The 17026-nt window shown below is 45.3% G+C and carries 7 protein-coding genes, 17 tRNA genes and 4 rRNA genes; 16 read left to right on the forward strand and 12 right to left on the reverse strand.

The features are described from left to right. The first annotated feature begins 15 nt into the window (after positions 1-15). The 15 genes from VEJY3_RS13565 to VEJY3_RS13635 all read left to right on the forward strand — a co-directional run bounded on the left by VEJY3_RS13565 (position 16) and on the right by VEJY3_RS13635 (position 5071). Positions 16-288, forward strand: a complete 273-nt coding sequence (locus VEJY3_RS13565) for an oxidative damage protection protein (protein WP_014233043.1) — start codon at positions 16-18, stop codon at positions 286-288. Positions 289-380: 92 nt separating this feature from the next. After that, positions 381-1523 carry a membrane-bound lytic murein transglycosylase MltC gene (gene mltC / locus VEJY3_RS13570; RefSeq protein ID WP_014233044.1) on the forward strand — a complete coding sequence of 381 codons (1143 nt, stop codon included), beginning with the start codon at positions 381-383 and terminating at the stop codon, positions 1521-1523. A 100-nt stretch (positions 1524-1623) separates the two neighbouring features. Then, positions 1624-1699: transfer RNA gene (locus VEJY3_RS13575), tRNA-Phe, on the forward strand. A 54-nt stretch (positions 1700-1753) separates the two neighbouring features. Continuing rightward, positions 1754-1829: transfer RNA gene (locus VEJY3_RS13580), tRNA-Thr, on the forward strand. A gap of 7 nt (positions 1830-1836) precedes the next feature. Beyond that, positions 1837-1912: transfer RNA gene (locus VEJY3_RS13585), tRNA-Phe, on the forward strand. A gap of 72 nt (positions 1913-1984) precedes the next feature. Next, positions 1985-2060, forward strand: a tRNA-Asn gene (locus tag VEJY3_RS13590). A 70-nt stretch (positions 2061-2130) separates the two neighbouring features. Continuing rightward, positions 2131-2206 (forward strand) — tRNA-Thr (locus VEJY3_RS13595). Positions 2207-2213: 7 nt separating this feature from the next. Next, positions 2214-2289 (forward strand) — tRNA-Phe (locus VEJY3_RS13600). A gap of 54 nt (positions 2290-2343) precedes the next feature. Further along, positions 2344-2419: transfer RNA gene (locus tag VEJY3_RS13605), tRNA-Asn, on the forward strand. Between the two features lie 265 nt (positions 2420-2684). Next, positions 2685-4310: a methyl-accepting chemotaxis protein gene (locus VEJY3_RS13610; protein WP_014233045.1), complete on the forward strand. Its 1626-nt coding sequence runs from the start codon at positions 2685-2687 to the stop codon at positions 4308-4310. Between the two features lie 233 nt (positions 4311-4543). After that, positions 4544-4619: transfer RNA gene (locus VEJY3_RS13615), tRNA-Phe, on the forward strand. A gap of 54 nt (positions 4620-4673) precedes the next feature. Further along, positions 4674-4749: transfer RNA gene (locus VEJY3_RS13620), tRNA-Thr, on the forward strand. A gap of 20 nt (positions 4750-4769) precedes the next feature. Next, a tRNA-Asn gene (locus VEJY3_RS13625) sits at positions 4770-4845 on the forward strand. Between the two features lie 39 nt (positions 4846-4884). Then, positions 4885-4960 (forward strand) — tRNA-Thr (locus tag VEJY3_RS13630). Positions 4961-4995: 35 nt separating this feature from the next. After that, positions 4996-5071, forward strand: a tRNA-Asn gene (locus tag VEJY3_RS13635). A 1208-nt stretch (positions 5072-6279) separates the two neighbouring features. On the opposite strand, the gene VEJY3_RS13640 is transcribed toward VEJY3_RS13635, so the two are convergent. The 9 genes from VEJY3_RS13640 to VEJY3_RS13680 form a co-directional block, all read right to left on the reverse strand. Further along, a tRNA-Asp gene (locus VEJY3_RS13640) sits at positions 6280-6356 on the reverse strand. A 31-nt stretch (positions 6357-6387) separates the two neighbouring features. After that, positions 6388-6504, reverse strand: a 5S ribosomal RNA gene (rrf, locus tag VEJY3_RS13645). A gap of 18 nt (positions 6505-6522) precedes the next feature. Next, a tRNA-Thr gene (locus tag VEJY3_RS13650) sits at positions 6523-6598 on the reverse strand. A 61-nt stretch (positions 6599-6659) separates the two neighbouring features. After that, a 5S ribosomal RNA gene (gene rrf, locus VEJY3_RS13655) occupies positions 6660-6776 on the reverse strand. 92 nt (positions 6777-6868) lie between these two features. After that, positions 6869-9759: ribosomal RNA gene (locus tag VEJY3_RS13660) — 23S ribosomal RNA — on the reverse strand. Positions 9760-10063: 304 nt separating this feature from the next. Further along, positions 10064-10139, reverse strand: a tRNA-Ala gene (locus VEJY3_RS13665). A gap of 45 nt (positions 10140-10184) precedes the next feature. Continuing rightward, positions 10185-10261, reverse strand: a tRNA-Ile gene (locus tag VEJY3_RS13670). 65 nt (positions 10262-10326) lie between these two features. After that, positions 10327-11879: ribosomal RNA gene (locus VEJY3_RS13675) — 16S ribosomal RNA — on the reverse strand. The 16S, 23S and 5S rRNA genes sit together here with 4 tRNA genes alongside, the layout of an rRNA operon. Positions 11880-12366: 487 nt before the next feature. Beyond that, positions 12367-13620, reverse strand: coding sequence for an HD-GYP domain-containing protein (locus VEJY3_RS13680; RefSeq protein WP_014233046.1), 1254 nt, complete (start codon positions 13618-13620; stop codon positions 12367-12369). A gap of 300 nt (positions 13621-13920) precedes the next feature. On the opposite strand from VEJY3_RS13680, the gene VEJY3_RS13685 reads away from it, so the two are divergent. Continuing rightward, a complete protein-coding gene (locus VEJY3_RS13685) occupies positions 13921-14595 on the forward strand; it encodes an SDR family oxidoreductase (RefSeq protein WP_014233047.1) in 675 nt (224 codons plus the stop codon). A gap of 138 nt (positions 14596-14733) precedes the next feature. On the opposite strand, the gene VEJY3_RS13690 is transcribed toward VEJY3_RS13685, so the two are convergent. From VEJY3_RS13690 to VEJY3_RS13700, 3 genes are all read right to left on the reverse strand, one after another. Next, the gene (locus VEJY3_RS13690; RefSeq protein WP_014233048.1) at positions 14734-15672 is read right to left on the reverse strand and encodes a bile acid:sodium symporter family protein; all 939 of its coding nucleotides are present in this window, start codon (positions 15670-15672) and stop codon (positions 14734-14736) included. 377 nt (positions 15673-16049) lie between these two features. Continuing rightward, positions 16050-16134 (reverse strand) — tRNA-Leu (locus VEJY3_RS13695). 188 nt (positions 16135-16322) lie between these two features. Beyond that, positions 16323-16988: an SDR family NAD(P)-dependent oxidoreductase gene (locus tag VEJY3_RS13700; RefSeq protein WP_014233049.1), complete on the reverse strand. Its 666-nt coding sequence runs from the start codon at positions 16986-16988 to the stop codon at positions 16323-16325. Positions 16989-17026: the final 38 nt, after the last annotated feature.

Genomic DNA, 17026 nt, shown 5'->3' on the forward strand with positions numbered 1-17026 from the left:
ATGCAAGGAGTCATTATGAGCCGCACTGTGTTTTGTGCTCGACTAAAGAAAGAAGGCGAAGGTCTAGACTTTCAACTTTACCCAGGTGAGCTAGGTAAACGTATTTTTGATAATATCTCTAAAGAAGCTTGGGCTGAATGGCAACACAAACAAACCATGTTGATCAACGAAAAGAAGCTTAACATGATGGATCCAGAGCATCGTAAACTGATCGAAACTGAAATGGTGAACTTCCTGTTCGAAGGCAAAGACGTTCACATTGATGGTTACACGCCACCTAGCGAATAACTTGTTCAAATAAAATAAGTTTATTCAGAAACAATGACATCACATAGAACCTTGTGGTGTCATTGCCACACCATCCCATCAAATAAATAGCCATGAAAAAAATTGTCTTTATCGTTGCAGCCCTTCTATTAACGGCAGGCTGTAGTCGCGAGGTCGTCGAAAAGTTTTATGATGTCGAGTACGAGCCAACCAATCGCTTCGCCAATAACTTAGCCGAGTTACCAGGACAATTTGAGAAAGACACCGCAGCTCTCGATTCGTTGATCAATAGCTTCTCCGGTAATATCCAAAAAAAATGGGGAAAACGAGAAGTTAAGCTCGCAGGTAAAAGCAATTACGTAAAATATATCGATAACTACCTCAGTCGCGCTGAAGTTGATTTCCAAAAAGGCGTGATCACTATAGAAACCGTTTCGCCAACCGAACCACAAAAGCACCTCAAAAACGCCATCATCACTACACTACTCACTCCTGATGATCCGGCGAATGTCGATCTATTTTCTTCCAAAGATATCAAACTTGAAGGTCAGCCTTTTCTCTATAAACAAGTCGTCGACCAAGATAACAAGCCCATTCAGTGGTCATGGCGAGCTAACCGCTTTGCCGATTACCTGATTAACCACGAAATAAAAACCAAAGACGTCGACTTCAAAAAAGCGTACTACGTAGAAATTCCCATGGTGGAAGATCACTTCATCCAACGCAGCTATCAATATGCGAACATCGTGCGCCGAGCTGCAGAGAAATACGACATCCCTGAAGATTTGATTTACGCCATTATCAAAACAGAAAGCAGTTTTAATCCATATGCCGTCAGTTGGGCGAATGCCTATGGCTTGATGCAAGTCGTACCAAAAACAGCAGGCAGAGACGTTTTCGCGCTGGTAAAAAATCGCTCGGGCCAACCAAGCCCAGAGTATTTGTTTAACCCAGAAAACAATATTGATACCGGAACCGCTTACTTCTACATCTTGAAGAATCGTTATTTAAAAGAGGTCAGTCACCCTACCTCGCTCGAATACAGCATGATATCCGCGTACAACGGCGGTACTGGCGGCGTTCTCAATACCTTTAACCGCAGTGACCGAAAACGTGCGATGCGGGATCTGAATTCTCTGCAACCTAACCAGGTTTATTGGGCACTAACTAAAAAACATCCCAATGCAGAAGCACGACGCTACCTAGAAAAAGTTACAAATTTCAAAAAGGAATTTAACTCTGTGCAAACTTTCTAGCACGAGTTGAACAAAAAGCGTTCGAACAACCACTTTTTTGAAATTATTTAAAAAAAGTGGTTGACGGAAAGCGGGAAAATCCGTTTAATAGCGCTCCGTTGCCCGGATAGCTCAGTCGGTAGAGCAGAGGATTGAAAATCCTCGTGTCGGTGGTTCGATTCCGCCTCCGGGCACCACAGTTTATTAATTGTTGGTGCTTAGCACGGACAATAGTTAAAAGAATAAAGTGTGCCGACTTAGCTCAGTAGGTAGAGCAACTGACTTGTAATCAGTAGGTCACCAGTTCGATTCCGGTAGTCGGCACCATTCTTTTGCCTCGATAGCTCAGTCGGTAGAGCAGAGGATTGAAAATCCTCGTGTCGGTGGTTCGATTCCGCCTCGAGGCACCATTATTTGGTGCACTTGCTTAATCTAAATTGATTTGCAAGACACAAACAACTTTTTGTTGTTAAAAGAATAATTCCTCCTTAGCTCAGTTGGTAGAGCGACGGACTGTTAATCCGCAGGTCGCTGGTTCGAGCCCAGCAGGAGGAGCCACTTTCTAGAGTTTCATTTAGTTGGAATTCTAAAAAAAGAAGAGTCAACTCTTCTAAAAAGAATAAAGTGTGCCGACTTAGCTCAGTAGGTAGAGCAACTGACTTGTAATCAGTAGGTCACCAGTTCGATTCCGGTAGTCGGCACCATTCTTTTGCCTCGATAGCTCAGTCGGTAGAGCAGAGGATTGAAAATCCTCGTGTCGGTGGTTCGATTCCGCCTCGAGGCACCATTATTTGGTGCACTTGCTTAATTTAATTGATTAGCAAGACACAAACAGAATAGTTCCTCCTTAGCTCAGTTGGTAGAGCGACGGACTGTTAATCCGCAGGTCGCTGGTTCGAGCCCAGCAGGAGGAGCCACTTTCAAGAAGCCGCATCACATGATGCGGCTTTTTTTTATCTATACATTCTCCCCTACCCAATCACGACTTTCACTCATTCCACCACCCCACATATAAAGCTCGCTTACTGAAAAACTTATTTCACGATAAAAATTTAATCTCCATCATAGTTTAAACAAGCACTTGTAGGCGCTCATTTCCTTCTTCAATAAGATGCCTTGTCTATTCAATTTCTAAAATAAGCCATGCTTTGCATAGCAACTAAAAAATTTGTGAGCCCAAATATGAAACTAAAAACTCAAGCCTATTTACTGTCTGCGATTATATTGCTGGCGTTGCTCGCATTAACCGCTACAGGTTTATGGACTCTGAGAGTTGCAAGTAACCTTGATAATAAAGCTCGAGTGACAGAGCTATTCAAAAGCGCATATAGCATTCTGACCGAAGTAGAAGCAATGGCTGCAAGTGGTGAACTTCCGGAAGATGAAGCAAAAGCACTGGCGACTCGCCTGCTTCGCAACAATATCTATAAAGATAATGAATACGTTTATGTTGCCAATGAGAACATGATATTTGTCGCTGCGCCTCTCGATCCACAATTGCATGGCACCAGCTTCCATGACTTCAAAGACAGCAATAACAATAGCGTTGGCCAATTAATATTAGATATTTTGGATAACAAAACAGGCCAGATTGTCGAATATACATGGAGCCAAACACAAACTGACGGAAGCATTGAAGAGAAGCATTCAATAGCAGAAAAAACGCCTCACTGGGGATGGGTTGTTGGTACTGGTATTGGGTTTAACGAGGTAAATGCACGATTTTGGGCTACTGCACAATGGCAACTCGTTCTATGCCTCTTCATCGCAGGTGCTATTCTTACCAGCCTAATCATCGCTATCCGCAAGATGCTGAACGTATTAGGAGGAGAGCCTCATGACGTACGCCAAGCCGTTCAGGCAGTCTCTCAGGGCAATATACAGACAAGTTTCGATACGGTAGCCCCAAAAGATAGTATTTACGATGCTGTGCAGAACATGAGTCAGTCTCTGGCCATAATGGTAACGAATCTCGATAGTTCTATGCTCGCTCTGCGCTCAGAGTTATCCGCAGTTGAATCACGCTCTGGAACCATTGCTGATTTGACCCTATCACAACAGGAATCAACCGCTATGATTGCGACAGCGATGACAGAAATGGCCTCATCAGCTAATCAAGTCGCAACGTCAGCAAATGATACCGCGCGAAATACGGATGAGGCAGACAAACAAAGCCAACAAACCCAATCACTGATATGCAGTACAGTGGATAATATCCAGGGACTTGCAAATCAGTTAAGTACAGCCAGTCTGGCGGTAGCTAATTTAGATCAGGATGTAAACAACATAGTCAAAGTTTTAGATGTCATTGGTGATATCGCAGAGCAAACTAACTTACTGGCGCTAAACGCAGCCATTGAAGCCGCTCGCGCGGGTGAGCAAGGCAGAGGGTTTGCTGTTGTGGCCGATGAAGTTCGCAAACTTGCTGGCCGCACTCAAGATAGTACAAAAGAGATCCAGAACATGATCTCAAACCTCCAGCAAGGTTCTCGCCATGCTATCCAAACAATGGAGATTTGCGCCGAGACCAGTCAAAGCACAGTCACACAGTCCCAAAGTGCTTCTGAAGCTCTACAACAGATAGTGACAGCATTAGAAGCCATTACGACAATGAGCCAACAAATCGCAACGGCCGCTGCGGAGCAAACCCATGTCAGCGACGATATTGCACACCGCATAAACCTGATTGAAGAAAGCGGTTATCAGCTAAATTCAGTGGTCACAGAGAGTCAAACAAGCACTCAAAGCCTGGCTTCTTTAGCGAATGATCTGGAAGGATGGGTGAATAAGTTCTCTGTAAAGCACTAGCTTAGAGCCAATTTACTAACTTAAAGCACGTTTTCAAACGTGCTTTATTATTTTTGGCTTACTAATCAGGCAAACAAACTCGTCGTTTAACTCCCAAGAACGCTTAAAGCAAGGTGTATCACCATTTAAAACGCATAAAAACAGCCCACTCCGAGCACAATTTCATCAAACGATATTTTATTTGAATTTTATTGTTGACCTAAGAAGCGAAAAACCGTTTAATACACCTCGTCGCCCGGATAGCTCAGTCGGTAGAGCAGAGGATTGAAAATCCTCGTGTCGGTGGTTCGATTCCGCCTCCGGGCACCACAATTTATTAATTGTTGGTGCTTTGCACGAACAATAGTTAAAAGAATAAGGTGTGCCGACTTAGCTCAGTAGGTAGAGCAACTGACTTGTAATCAGTAGGTCACCAGTTCGATTCCGGTAGTCGGCACCATTTATTCTTAAAAAGACAATTCCTCCTTAGCTCAGTTGGTAGAGCGACGGACTGTTAATCCGCAGGTCGCTGGTTCGAGCCCAGCAGGAGGAGCCACTTTCAATTAGCAAGATTATTGCTTGTTAATGAAAACGTGCCGACTTAGCTCAGTAGGTAGAGCAACTGACTTGTAATCAGTAGGTCACCAGTTCGATTCCGGTAGTCGGCACCACTTTCTTTAAAGATAAGAATATTTAAAAAGATAATTCCTCCTTAGCTCAGTTGGTAGAGCGACGGACTGTTAATCCGCAGGTCGCTGGTTCGAGCCCAGCAGGAGGAGCCACTTTTGGAAAGCTGCATCATTGATGCGGCTTTTTTTTCGTTTAAAATTCCCGAATAGCTCTTCTTCTCTTCGCAAGCAAGTCTGTATCCCTGCGTAATTAGATTTAAAAATTTTGCTTAACCAACATGCTGCCAGAAAGTTTATCTTTACTCCCCTCTCTTATTAGATCGCGATATAAATAGAAGTATGGCTCCTAAGGCTTAGCAACAGCACAAATCACATTTGCCTCTTTCATTATCCACTTCACACTCAGTCCCAGCACCAACACTCTATAGATACTCATCAAATACCAGTATTGGCTCTCTAACAGCCCTTCAATGACTTTATAAGTTGTTAGTGCGTAATGATCCCATAATAATCGTAATCACCAACCTGTAACGCTCTAGAGAGCTTACAGAGCTAGGAACAGGCTTTAAAAGTAAGCTCTTTCTTTATAACGATAAATCAAGAAAAACACTCACTAAGAGCCGACGCAAGTACTGTTAAGCCGAGAAATGTGCTAATTCATTTCAGCAGAGAAAGCTCTGTAATTAATCCTAAGCAGTTATATCAGTACACCTTACGCCAACAACACCGTAAACATGGATCGACTGGAGACTTCACCATACAGCGCCCAATCACACACCAATGCAAGCGTATAAGCCATCTTTGAAATTCCACAGTAATAGTATTACCTTTCTAACTAAGACTCAAGACAGGTGACAGCGGGCAAAAAGAACATGAGGTTTCTTCTGACGTTCAGAATAAGCAGAGGATCTGTAGAGCTTGAGATCAAGCAAGCTCCCAACACGAGGAACTTATAGGTCTGAGTAAAGTCACTCAACACAAACTAAAAGATCCTGGCATTTCTGCTTGGATCGGGAATGAATATCAGAAGACCAGAGCCACAGGCAAGCTCTCCTGCTGGACTTATTGATCGAAGACCAACTTAACTCAGCACAAACTAAAGACCCCAGCATTTCTTCTAGGGGCTGGATAAATTGCGGAGTGGCTGAGTCGACATTCCGACGGGACGCTTTCGGCTGAAGAGCCAACATAAACTTAAATGAAAAAAGCCCTGCTATTTCTAGCAAGGCTTTAGAATAAGTGGCAGAGCGGCTCGGGTTGCAGACAACGGGCAAACCTTTTGCGGGACTCATTGGTCGAAGACCAACTTAACTCAGCACAAACTAAAAGACCCCAGCATTTCTGCTGAGGTCTGGAATAAGTGGCGGAGCGGACGGGACTCGAACCCGCGACCCCCGGCGTGACAGGCCGGTATTCTAACCAACTGAACTACCGCTCCGCATTGGTCAGACTATTTGAGTCTAATAAGAACCTGGCGATGTTCTACTCTCACATGGGGAAACCCCACACTACCATCGACGCTACTTCGTTTCACTTCTGAGTTCGGAAAGGAAATCAGGTGGGTCCAAAGCGCTATGGTCGCCAAGTAAAATTCTAATTGTAAATGGTGCTGATACCCAGACTCGAACTGGGGACCTCATCCTTACCAAGGATGCGCTCTACCACCTGAGCTATATCAGCATCAAGATGTCCCTGAAGACTAAAAAAGCCCGTTCTTTCAAACGGGCTCTTTAAATTTAAAGCCTGGCGATGTCCTACTCTCACATGGGGAAACCCCACACTACCATCGGCGCTATTTCGTTTCACTTCTGAGTTCGGAATGGAAGTCAGGTGGGTCCAAAACGCTATGGTCGCCAAGCAAATTCTTTAATTCGGAAAGCTGTTTTTAATTCTCGTTTTTACACATTCAATGTTCTTACATTGAGTCCATCAAAACCCCTTGGGTGTTGTATGGTTAAGCCTCACGGGCAATTAGTACAGGTTAGCTCAACGCCTCACAACGCTTACACACCCTGCCTATCAACGTCGTAGTCTACGACAACCCTTTAGGATACTTAAAGTATCAGGGAGAACTCATCTCAAGGCTCGCTTCCCGCTTAGATGCTTTCAGCGGTTATCGATCCCGAACTTAGCTACCGGGCAATGCGTCTGGCGACACAACCCGAACACCAGAGGTTCGTCCACTCCGGTCCTCTCGTACTAGGAGCAGCCCCTTTCAATTCTCCAACGCCCACGGCAGATAGGGACCGAACTGTCTCACGACGTTCTAAACCCAGCTCGCGTACCACTTTAAATGGCGAACAGCCATACCCTTGGGACCGACTTCAGCCCCAGGATGTGATGAGCCGACATCGAGGTGCCAAACACCGCCGTCGATATGAACTCTTGGGCGGTATCAGCCTGTTATCCCCGGAGTACCTTTTATCCGTTGAGCGATGGCCCTTCCATTCAGAACCACCGGATCACTATGACCTGCTTTCGCACCTGCTCGAATTGTCATTCTCGCAGTCAAGCGGGCTTATGCCATTGCACTAACCTCACGATGTCCAACCGTGATTAGCCCACCTTCGTGCTCCTCCGTTACGCTTTGGGAGGAGACCGCCCCAGTCAAACTACCCACCAGGCACTGTCCGCAACCCCGATAAGGGGTCAACGTTAGAACATCAACACTACAAGGGTGGTATTTCAAGGACGGCTCCACAGATACTGGCGTACCTGTTTCAAAGCCTCCCACCTATCCTACACATGTAGGGTCAATGTTCAGTGCCAAGCTGTAGTAAAGGTTCACGGGGTCTTTCCGTCTAGCCGCGGGTACACTGCATCTTCACAGCGATTTCAATTTCACTGAGTCTCGGGTGGAGACAGCGTGGCCATCATTACGCCATTCGTGCAGGTCGGAACTTACCCGACAAGGAATTTCGCTACCTTAGGACCGTTATAGTTACGGCCGCCGTTTACCGGGGCTTCGATCAAGAGCTTCGACCGAAGTCTAACCCCATCAATTAACCTTCCGGCACCGGGCAGGCGTCACACCGTATACGTCATCTTACGATTTTGCACAGTGCTGTGTTTTTAATAAACAGTTGCAGCCACCTGGTATCTGCGACTCTCAATAGCTCCATCCGCAAGGGACTTCACCGTCGAGAGCGTACCTTCTCCCGAAGTTACGGTACCATTTTGCCTAGTTCCTTCACCCGAGTTCTCTCAAGCGCCTTGGTATTCTCTACCCGACCACCTGTGTCGGTTTGGGGTACGATTCCTTACAATCTGAAGCTTAGAGGCTTTTCCTGGAAGCATGGCATCAATGACTTCACTACCGTAGTAGCTCGACGTCGTGTCTCAGCCTTAAAGAGAGCCGGATTTACCTAACTCTCAAGCCTACGCACTTGAACCTGGACAACCGTCGCCAGGCCCACCTAGCCTTCTCCGTCCCCCCATCGCAATTGTAAGAAGTACGGGAATATTAACCCGTTTCCCATCGACTACGCCTTTCGGCCTCGCCTTAGGGGTCGACTTACCCTGCCCCGATTAACGTTGGACAGGAACCCTTGGTCTTCCGGCGAGGAGGTTTTTCACCCCCTTTATCGTTACTCATGTCAGCATTCGCACTTCTGATACGTCCAGCATGCGTTACCACACACCTTCAACCGCTTACAGAACGCTCCCCTACCCAATGCACAAAAGTGCATTGCCGCAGCTTCGGTTTACTACTTAGCCCCGTTACATCTTCCGCGCAGGCCGACTCGACCAGTGAGCTATTACGCTTTCTTTAAATGATGGCTGCTTCTAAGCCAACATCCTGGCTGTCTGAGCCTTCCCACATCGTTTCCCACTTAGTAGTAATTTGGGACCTTAGCTGGCGGTCTGGGTTGTTTCCCTCTCCACGACGGACGTTAGCACCCGCCGTGTGTCTCCCGGATAGTACTTACTGGTATTCGGAGTTTGCAAAGGGTTGGTAAGTCGGGATGACCCCCTAGCCTTAACAGTGCTCTACCCCCAGTAGTATTCGTCCGAGGCGCTACCTAAATAGCTTTCGGGGAGAACCAGCTATCTCCAGGTTTGATTGGCCTTTCACCCCTAGCCACAAGTCATCCGCTAATTTTTCAACATTAGTCGGTTCGGTCCTCCAGTTGATGTTACTCAACCTTCAACCTGCCCATGGCTAGATCACCTGGTTTCGGGTCTATATCCAGAGACTGAACGCCCAGTTAAGACTCGGTTTCCCTACGGCTCCCCTAGATGGTTAACCTTGCCACTGAATATAAGTCGCTGACCCATTATACAAAAGGTACGCAGTCACAGGACAAAGCCTGCTCCTACTGCTTGTACGTACACGGTTTCAGGTTCTATTTCACTCCCCTCACAGGGGTTCTTTTCGCCTTTCCCTCACGGTACTGGTTCACTATCGGTCAGTCAGTAGTATTTAGCCTTGGAGGATGGTCCCCCCATATTCAGACAGGATATCACGTGTCCCGCCCTACTCGATTTCACTGAATATGCGTCGTCAGTTACGGGGCTATCACCCTGTATCGCCAAGCTTTCCAGCTTGTTCACCTAACGCTTATAAAGCTTAAGGGCTAGTCCAATTTCGCTCGCCGCTACTTTCGGAATCTCGGTTGATTTCTTTTCCTCGGGGTACTTAGATGTTTCAGTTCCCCCGGTTCGCCTCCTGTTGCTATGTATTCACAACAGGATACTTACTTATGTAAGTGGGTTTCCCCATTCGGAAATCCCAGACTCAAGTGGCTTTTACTGCCTAATCTGGGCTTATCGCAAGTTAATACGTCCTTCATCGCCTCTGACTGCCAAGGCATCCACCGTGTACGCTTAGTCACTTAACCATACAACCCGAAGGAGTTTCGAATTGATGTTAAACAACCAAAGTTGCTGTCTCATTATTTGAATGAGCGAGACAGCTTTCGATTTTGCCGGACTCAAATATCTTTTTATTTTACTTTTTCATAAAAAGTGAAAACAAAAAGCCAAGAACACTTGAATGTGTTTTTAGTTGTATTCAAATACATGAATACTTTGAGAACTTTACAAATAATCTTAAAGATTATTTTGTCAGCTTTCCAAATTGTTAAAGAGCTAGATTCATTTAAGAACCATTTTTAAAAGCACTATCGCTAATGCGCTTAAAGATGGTGGAGCTAAGCAGGATCGAACTGCTGACCTCCTGCGTGCAAGGCAGGCGCTCTCCCAGCTGAGCTATAGCCCCATCAAGGTGTGTCGATACTGTATGCCAATTCCTTGGGAAGGGAATTGGTGGGTCTGAGTGGACTCGAACCACCGACCTCTCGCTTATCAGGCGAACGCTCTAACCACCTGAGCTACAGACCCAGTATCGTCTCTTTTACATAAACCATATCAATCTGTGTGGACACTCATCGTGAATAATCATCGTATAAGGAGGTGATCCAGCGCCAGGTTCCCCTAGCGCTACCTTGTTACGACTTCACCCCAGTCATGAACCACAAAGTGGTAAGCGTCCCCCCGAAGGTTAAACTACCTACTTCTTTTGCAGCCCACTCCCATGGTGTGACGGGCGGTGTGTACAAGGCCCGGGAACGTATTCACCGTGGCATTCTGATCCACGATTACTAGCGATTCCGACTTCATGGAGTCGAGTTGCAGACTCCAATCCGGACTACGACGCACTTTTTGGGATTCGCTCACTTTCGCAAGTTGGCCGCCCTCTGTATGCGCCATTGTAGCACGTGTGTAGCCCTACTCGTAAGGGCCATGATGACTTGACGTCGTCCCCACCTTCCTCCGGTTTATCACCGGCAGTCTCCCTGGAGTTCCCGACATTACTCGCTGGCAAACAAGGATAAGGGTTGCGCTCGTTGCGGGACTTAACCCAACATTTCACAACACGAGCTGACGACAGCCATGCAGCACCTGTCTCAGAGTTCCCGAAGGCACCAATCCATCTCTGGAAAGTTCTCTGGATGTCAAGAGTAGGTAAGGTTCTTCGCGTTGCATCGAATTAAACCACATGCTCCACCGCTTGTGCGGGCCCCCGTCAATTCATTTGAGTTTTAATCTTGCGACCGTACTCCCCAGGCGGTCTACTTAACGCGTTAGCTCCGAAAGCCACGGCTCAAGGCCACAACCTCCAAGTAGACATCGTTTACGGCGTGGACTACCAGGGTATCTAATCCTGTTTGCTCCCCACGCTTTCGCATCTGAGTGTCAGTATCTGTCCAGGGGGCCGCCTTCGCCACCGGTATTCCTTCAGATCTCTACGCATTTCACCGCTACACCTGAAATTCTACCCCCCTCTACAGTACTCTAGTCTGCCAGTTTCAAATGCTATTCCGAGGTTGAGCCCCGGGCTTTCACATCTGACTTAACAAACCACCTGCATGCGCTTTACGCCCAGTAATTCCGATTAACGCTCGCACCCTCCGTATTACCGCGGCTGCTGGCACGGAGTTAGCCGGTGCTTCTTCTGTCGCTAACGTCAAATCTATACGCTATTAACGCATAAACCTTCCTCACGACTGAAAGTGCTTTACAACCCGAAGGCCTTCTTCACACACGCGGCATGGCTGCATCAGGCTTGCGCCCATTGTGCAATATTCCCCACTGCTGCCTCCCGTAGGAGTCTGGACCGTGTCTCAGTTCCAGTGTGGCTGATCATCCTCTCAGACCAGCTAGGGATCGTCGCCTTGGTGAGCCCTTACCTCACCAACTAGCTAATCCCACCTAGGCATATCCTGACGCGAGAGGCCCGAAGGTCCCCCTCTTTGGCCCGTAGGCATCATGCGGTATTAGCCATCGTTTCCAATGGTTATCCCCCACATCAGGGCAATTTCCTAGGCATTACTCACCCGTCCGCCGCTCGACGCCGTTAACGTCCCCCGAAGGTTCAGTTAACTCGTTTCCGCTCGACTTGCATGTGTTAGGCCTGCCGCCAGCGTTCAATCTGAGCCATGATCAAACTCTTCAATTTAAGATTTTGTTCGGCTCAATGAATACTGAACATTACATAAAGTAATGTTTGAATTGACTGTGCTGAATCCGAAGATTCAATGGTCACTTCGTATCATTGAAACCTAATTTGATACCGAGGTATCTAATTGGATTATCATCAACGAGTGCCCACACAGATTGATAGGTCTATATTGTTAAAGAGCTTGCTTTGCGAGAAGTTTTCCTCTCAAAGCGGAGGTGCATTCTAGCGATTTGGTTGTTAGTGTCAAACACTTTTTTCAACTAATTTTTCGTAGAAGCTTTTTACCTCTCCGACCCTGCTGAAGCCTTATCGCGTCTGCCGTGTCGGTGGATGCGCATTATAGGGAGAAGAATTTCTTTGGCAATACTAAAAATGCAATTATTTCAAAAAAACATGCCAAGTGGACACTTTCCATCCAACCTTAAAATTACCCCAAAACAACACTCAGCATTTCTACATGTTACCCACAAAACCCTGTGGATAACTAAGCATCGGTATCGAAGAAGTATGAAATTCGAGAACGCGGATTAAGATACTCTTTTATATTCTCTGGCAGTTTAGAAGGATGTATTGCGTTTACTATCCTTAAATCCTTCGACGCTAAATCAAGTATTGGGGCTTGGGTTCTCGGTACTGAGGGGTCATAAACCAAAACATTAGGGAATAGTAGATTCGAAGCATTCACTGAGATAACTAACCCAATCATATTATTGGTCAGCTGTACGACTGTTCCCGGAGGGAAGACGCCCATAAACTTAATCAGGAGTTTAAGGTTTTCTTCTTTATATAGATGTTTGCAATTCTTATATAGATGGGAAAGTGCGGTATACGGGATCTTTTGTTCTGAAGTAATTCTCGTATGACACAAGTTATCAAATGCATTTGCGACAATAATGATTTGGGCAAACTCGTTTATCTCATCACCTTGCAACCCCTTAGGATAGCCAGAACCGTCTCTTAACTCATGATGCTGCTCAATAACTGTCTTTGCCGTTTCAGGAAAGTCCTCTATTTGGTTAGCCAGATCTAAACCATACTTTGTATGTAGCTTTAAATAGTTCTCTTCGGGAACCGTCAGTGGTTCTTGCTTTCTTAATATAGCTGTTGGAATTTTGACTTTACCCATATCGTGAAACAATGCGGCAAAGGACAGCTCTTTCAATTGTTCAGCAGAGTAACCTTTTGCTCGTCCAATCATCATCGCGATAACCGCAACATTCAGCGAGTGAAAATAGATATCTTCATATTCGTTTTTGCCATTCATGAGATGCAGCGTGACATTATCGTCACACATTAACTTATCTACGATATCTTCGGTTAGCTGCTTTGCTTCGTTAACCGCAGCGACCGGACGATTACGAATTTTCATCATTACTGAGCGCATACGAGCGAGAGAACGCTCAAACTCTTTTTCACATTGAATCACTCTGCGTCGATAAGCACTTAGCTTTTCTATTCGTTTCTGCTTCTCTTGCCATAATGCTTTCGTTTCTAGATCTAACGAATCATCGCTCTTTACTTTATCTTCCCTATCTTGGTTGACAGGTAAGGGCAATGAATCGCTTTGCTCAGGATTAAAGTACACGAACTTAACGCCAAGATGACGAATCATCTCAACTTGTCCCTGATCTTTAATTTTAAAGCTATTAAGTAAGAATGGGTGATCGTTCCATTTCAACGGTAGACGGATATGTAACCCTGGCTGAATGCGATCTACGGTAAGTTTAATTGCTGCCACTATTCACTACTGACTGGGGTTTCAATATAAGCCCTCAATTTTAAGGAAATTTATAATAAAATTCATTAGTAATGATTATCAATGAGATCAATAGCATTCATCAGTTAATTGCCACTACTTCTACCAAGTGAAATAACGCTTTTTCTATATTAAAAGATGATGCTTCAAAGCAGAAACTTTGGTCGGTGCTCAGTCACAAATCAATCGCTATCTCAGTTGAAAAGGCTTACTTCCATTTATCGTTCTATTTAAGCAAGGCATAATAAATTTGAACATTCTTTAAAAACCCGGAGTCAGTAAATGAAAATTCTCGTTACAGGTGCCAGCAGCGGTATAGGATTTGAGCTAGTAAAACAGCTCTGCGCGGATCATCACGATGTTTTTGCTACAGGCAGAAATAAGAATAAGTTAACAGAGCTACATCAACTGACTGGTTGTAAGTTTGCCTCCTATGACCTCACTGAGTCTCAGCAAGTTATGGATATGTTTAAGCAGGCGACTGAAGAACTAGGTGGACTGGATGTCCTCATTAACAACGCAGGCATGAATACTCGTAAATGTGCGATTGATGAGTTTTCGCTAGAAGAGTTTGAACAGCAGTACGCGATCAACTTAAGAGCGCCTGCAATTCTATGTAGAGAAGCGCTATCGTTAATGAAAGAGCAGAAGTCGGGCTACATCATTAACGTCACCAGTACCGTTGCCAAACGGGCGAGCGAAACGATGGCGGTTTACACAACCATGAAACAAGGGTTAGCAGGTTTTACTGGCGTGCTAATGAAAGAGGCTCAACCTCATGGTATTAAAGTTACCAACTTATTCCCGGGCGGTACTGATACCAACTTTAGGGCAGCCAGCCGACCTGAGTACATGCAACCCGAAAGCGTGGCTCGTACTATTTTAGGGTTATTAAAGCTTCCGGAAGATGTAGTGGTACATGAAATGGTCTTTAGACCGCTTGTTGAACTTGAATAGCTCAACCGAAAGCACCTATTACCCCCTGAGTAAGATTTAGTATTCAGGGGATAACAGGCGTTTGAAGCCTCAGTAAATACCTAACAAGATAAATACCCCAGTCGACAACTTAACCTGATACTTGTTAATCAGTTGAACCTATAGGCTATTAGTTACAGCTTTAGCTTTACGAGCCTTTTTGCTTGCCCAGTATCCAGCTAACAGAGAACCTGAAATATTGTGCCAAACTGAGAATATTGTTCCGGCAATTGCCGATGCTGGCGAGAAGAACTTCATTGCGAGCGCCGTAGCTAAACCTGAGTTCTGTAATCCCACTTCAAATGCAATTGTCCGACAAGTAGATTCATTAAAGCCAAGTAGACGACAACAATAGTAGCCCGCCGTCAAACCTAGGCCATTGTGTAAAATGACCGCCAGTGCCACCAATGGCCCAATGGTATTTAGGTTTTCAGCGTTTAAAGCCACAACGATGGCGATAATAACGACGATAGCAAGCATTGATATCAACGGTAATATCGCATTGACCTTAGCAACGGCTTTAGGAATAAAGGTGTTAATAATGACGCCTATTGATACAGGAAGTAGTACGATCTTAACTAAGCTCATCAACATCCCAGAAACAGGCACATCAACACTTTGACCAATCAACCCTTCTACAAGTAGTGGCGTTAATATCACGCCTAATAATGTAGATATAGCCGTCATTGAAATGGAAAGCGCAACATCACCTTTGGCCAGAAATACCATTACGTTAGAGGATGTTCCACCAGCAACGCTACCAACCAGTACCATGCCGACAGTAAGCTCCGTACTAAACCCTAATAAGAAGCTGATGAGCAAAGCGGCAAGAGGCATAATTAAAAACTGAAGAAATACACCGACGCCCACCGCCTTTTTATGCTTGAGAACATTGAGGAAATCACTCGGAGATAAACTGATTCCCATAGCAAGCATGATAATCGTAAGTAAAGGGACGATTTGAGATTTTAAATCGACGAAGAGACTTGGTGAAAAGTAAGCGGTTAAGGCGAATATAACTGCCCAAACGGGGAACAGCTGGGTTAATCTCCCTATCATTTAGATGGTCCTTTTCTTTTAATAGAGATGTTGGCACTCCACCAAACTTTGCCTTTTCATAACAAAGTTTGTAGTGCCAAAATTTAGATAGTTAAGACGTGCATCTTTTCACATATCTCATTATCAAAAAAGACAACCATACTAATACGGTTTGATATTTCATCATTAAGCCTGAAGAGTTTAGTATTGCACCAAAACAGTGAGACCCAACAGTATAAAGTGAGCAGACTTGCCCAAAATAATAGTGAAGAAGACTATCAATATCGTCCATAACCAGCCTTAGCTGGGCTTGCATCCAAGCCGCTACGCTGGATTTGAATTCACAAACTCCAGAAACAACAAAGCCCCGACTTTCGTCGAGGCTCTGTCTTAAAATATGGTACCGGTGGGCGGACTTGAACCGCCACGCCCGAAGGCAACGGATTTTGAATCCGTCGTGTATACCAATTTCACCACACCGGCATCTCTGGGCTATTGCCCTTTGATGTTTGGCATTATACGTAAGCTTTTGACCTGCGCAAGCAGAAAAACCTTTAATAACTATCGTTTGCTGATAATTTCGCCACAAACTGTGACAAAGGAGAGCTCGAGCCCCGTAATCTTATCTCCGTCCACCTAGTTTACAGCTATCTTCCCAATATCTATGGCGTTTATAACCTGTTAACCGTGATATCAGAAACATAGCCGTTACCGATGGTCGACACCGCATCATGAATCATTTGGGCCGCATCTTCTGCTTGCATAAAACTGCTGAGATCTAATGACTTTCCACTGGTTTCCCAAAACTCCGTCGCCATCCCTCCTGGGTAAACCGCAATAATTTTCATCGGTTTGCCCTTTAGTTCTAAACGAACAGACTCTATCAGACCTTTTACCGCCCACTTAACTGCGCAGTATGTGGACTCCTGAGCTTTAGGCTGTTGCGATGCAGTCGACATAATCATAACCACATTTACCGAGTGATCCTTGTAACGCTTAACCAACTCTCGTAAGACATTAATGGCAGAATTAAGGTTGTTGTTAATCAACTTTTGAATCTGTTCTGGCTCTTGATCTTCCAACAGCCCAAAATAACCACTTCCCGCACTATGAATCACTGTTTGGGGAGGCTGGTCTAATTGATCAAATAATTGTTCAACATCCTGATGCAAAGAGAGATCACAAGCTTGGTAACCAATGTTGTTAGATAGTCTGTTTGTGATTTCAGAGAGTTTACCCTCGCTTCGTCCCGTAAGGTATGTTGGCTGACCATCGCAATCGTAAAGCTTAGCCAACTCAGCCCCAAGTCCGCTACTAGCGCCTGTAATTAGAATCATTTTTTACCTCTCGACTTCACACCATCTGTACGTTTGAA

It is taken from the genome of Vibrio sp. EJY3, assembly GCF_000241385.1.
Classification (GTDB): domain Bacteria; phylum Pseudomonadota; class Gammaproteobacteria; order Enterobacterales; family Vibrionaceae; genus Vibrio; species Vibrio natriegens.

Excerpts from the sequence above, each read along its gene's own strand:
- VEJY3_RS13565 (WP_014233043.1), top strand. The coding sequence starts at position 16 with ATGAGCCGCACTGTGTTTTGTGCTCGACTAAAGAAAGAAGGCGAAGGT.
- VEJY3_RS13685 (WP_014233047.1), top strand. The coding sequence starts at position 13,921 with ATGAAAATTCTCGTTACAGGTGCCAGCAGCGGTATAGGATTTGAGCTA.
- VEJY3_RS13690 (WP_014233048.1), bottom strand. The coding sequence starts at position 15,672 with ATGATAGGGAGATTAACCCAGCTGTTCCCCGTTTGGGCAGTTATATTC.
- mltC (WP_014233044.1), top strand. The coding sequence starts at position 381 with ATGAAAAAAATTGTCTTTATCGTTGCAGCCCTTCTATTAACGGCAGGC.
- VEJY3_RS13610 (WP_014233045.1), top strand. The coding sequence starts at position 2,685 with ATGAAACTAAAAACTCAAGCCTATTTACTGTCTGCGATTATATTGCTG.
- VEJY3_RS13700 (WP_014233049.1), bottom strand. The coding sequence starts at position 16,988 with ATGATTCTAATTACAGGCGCTAGTAGCGGACTTGGGGCTGAGTTGGCT.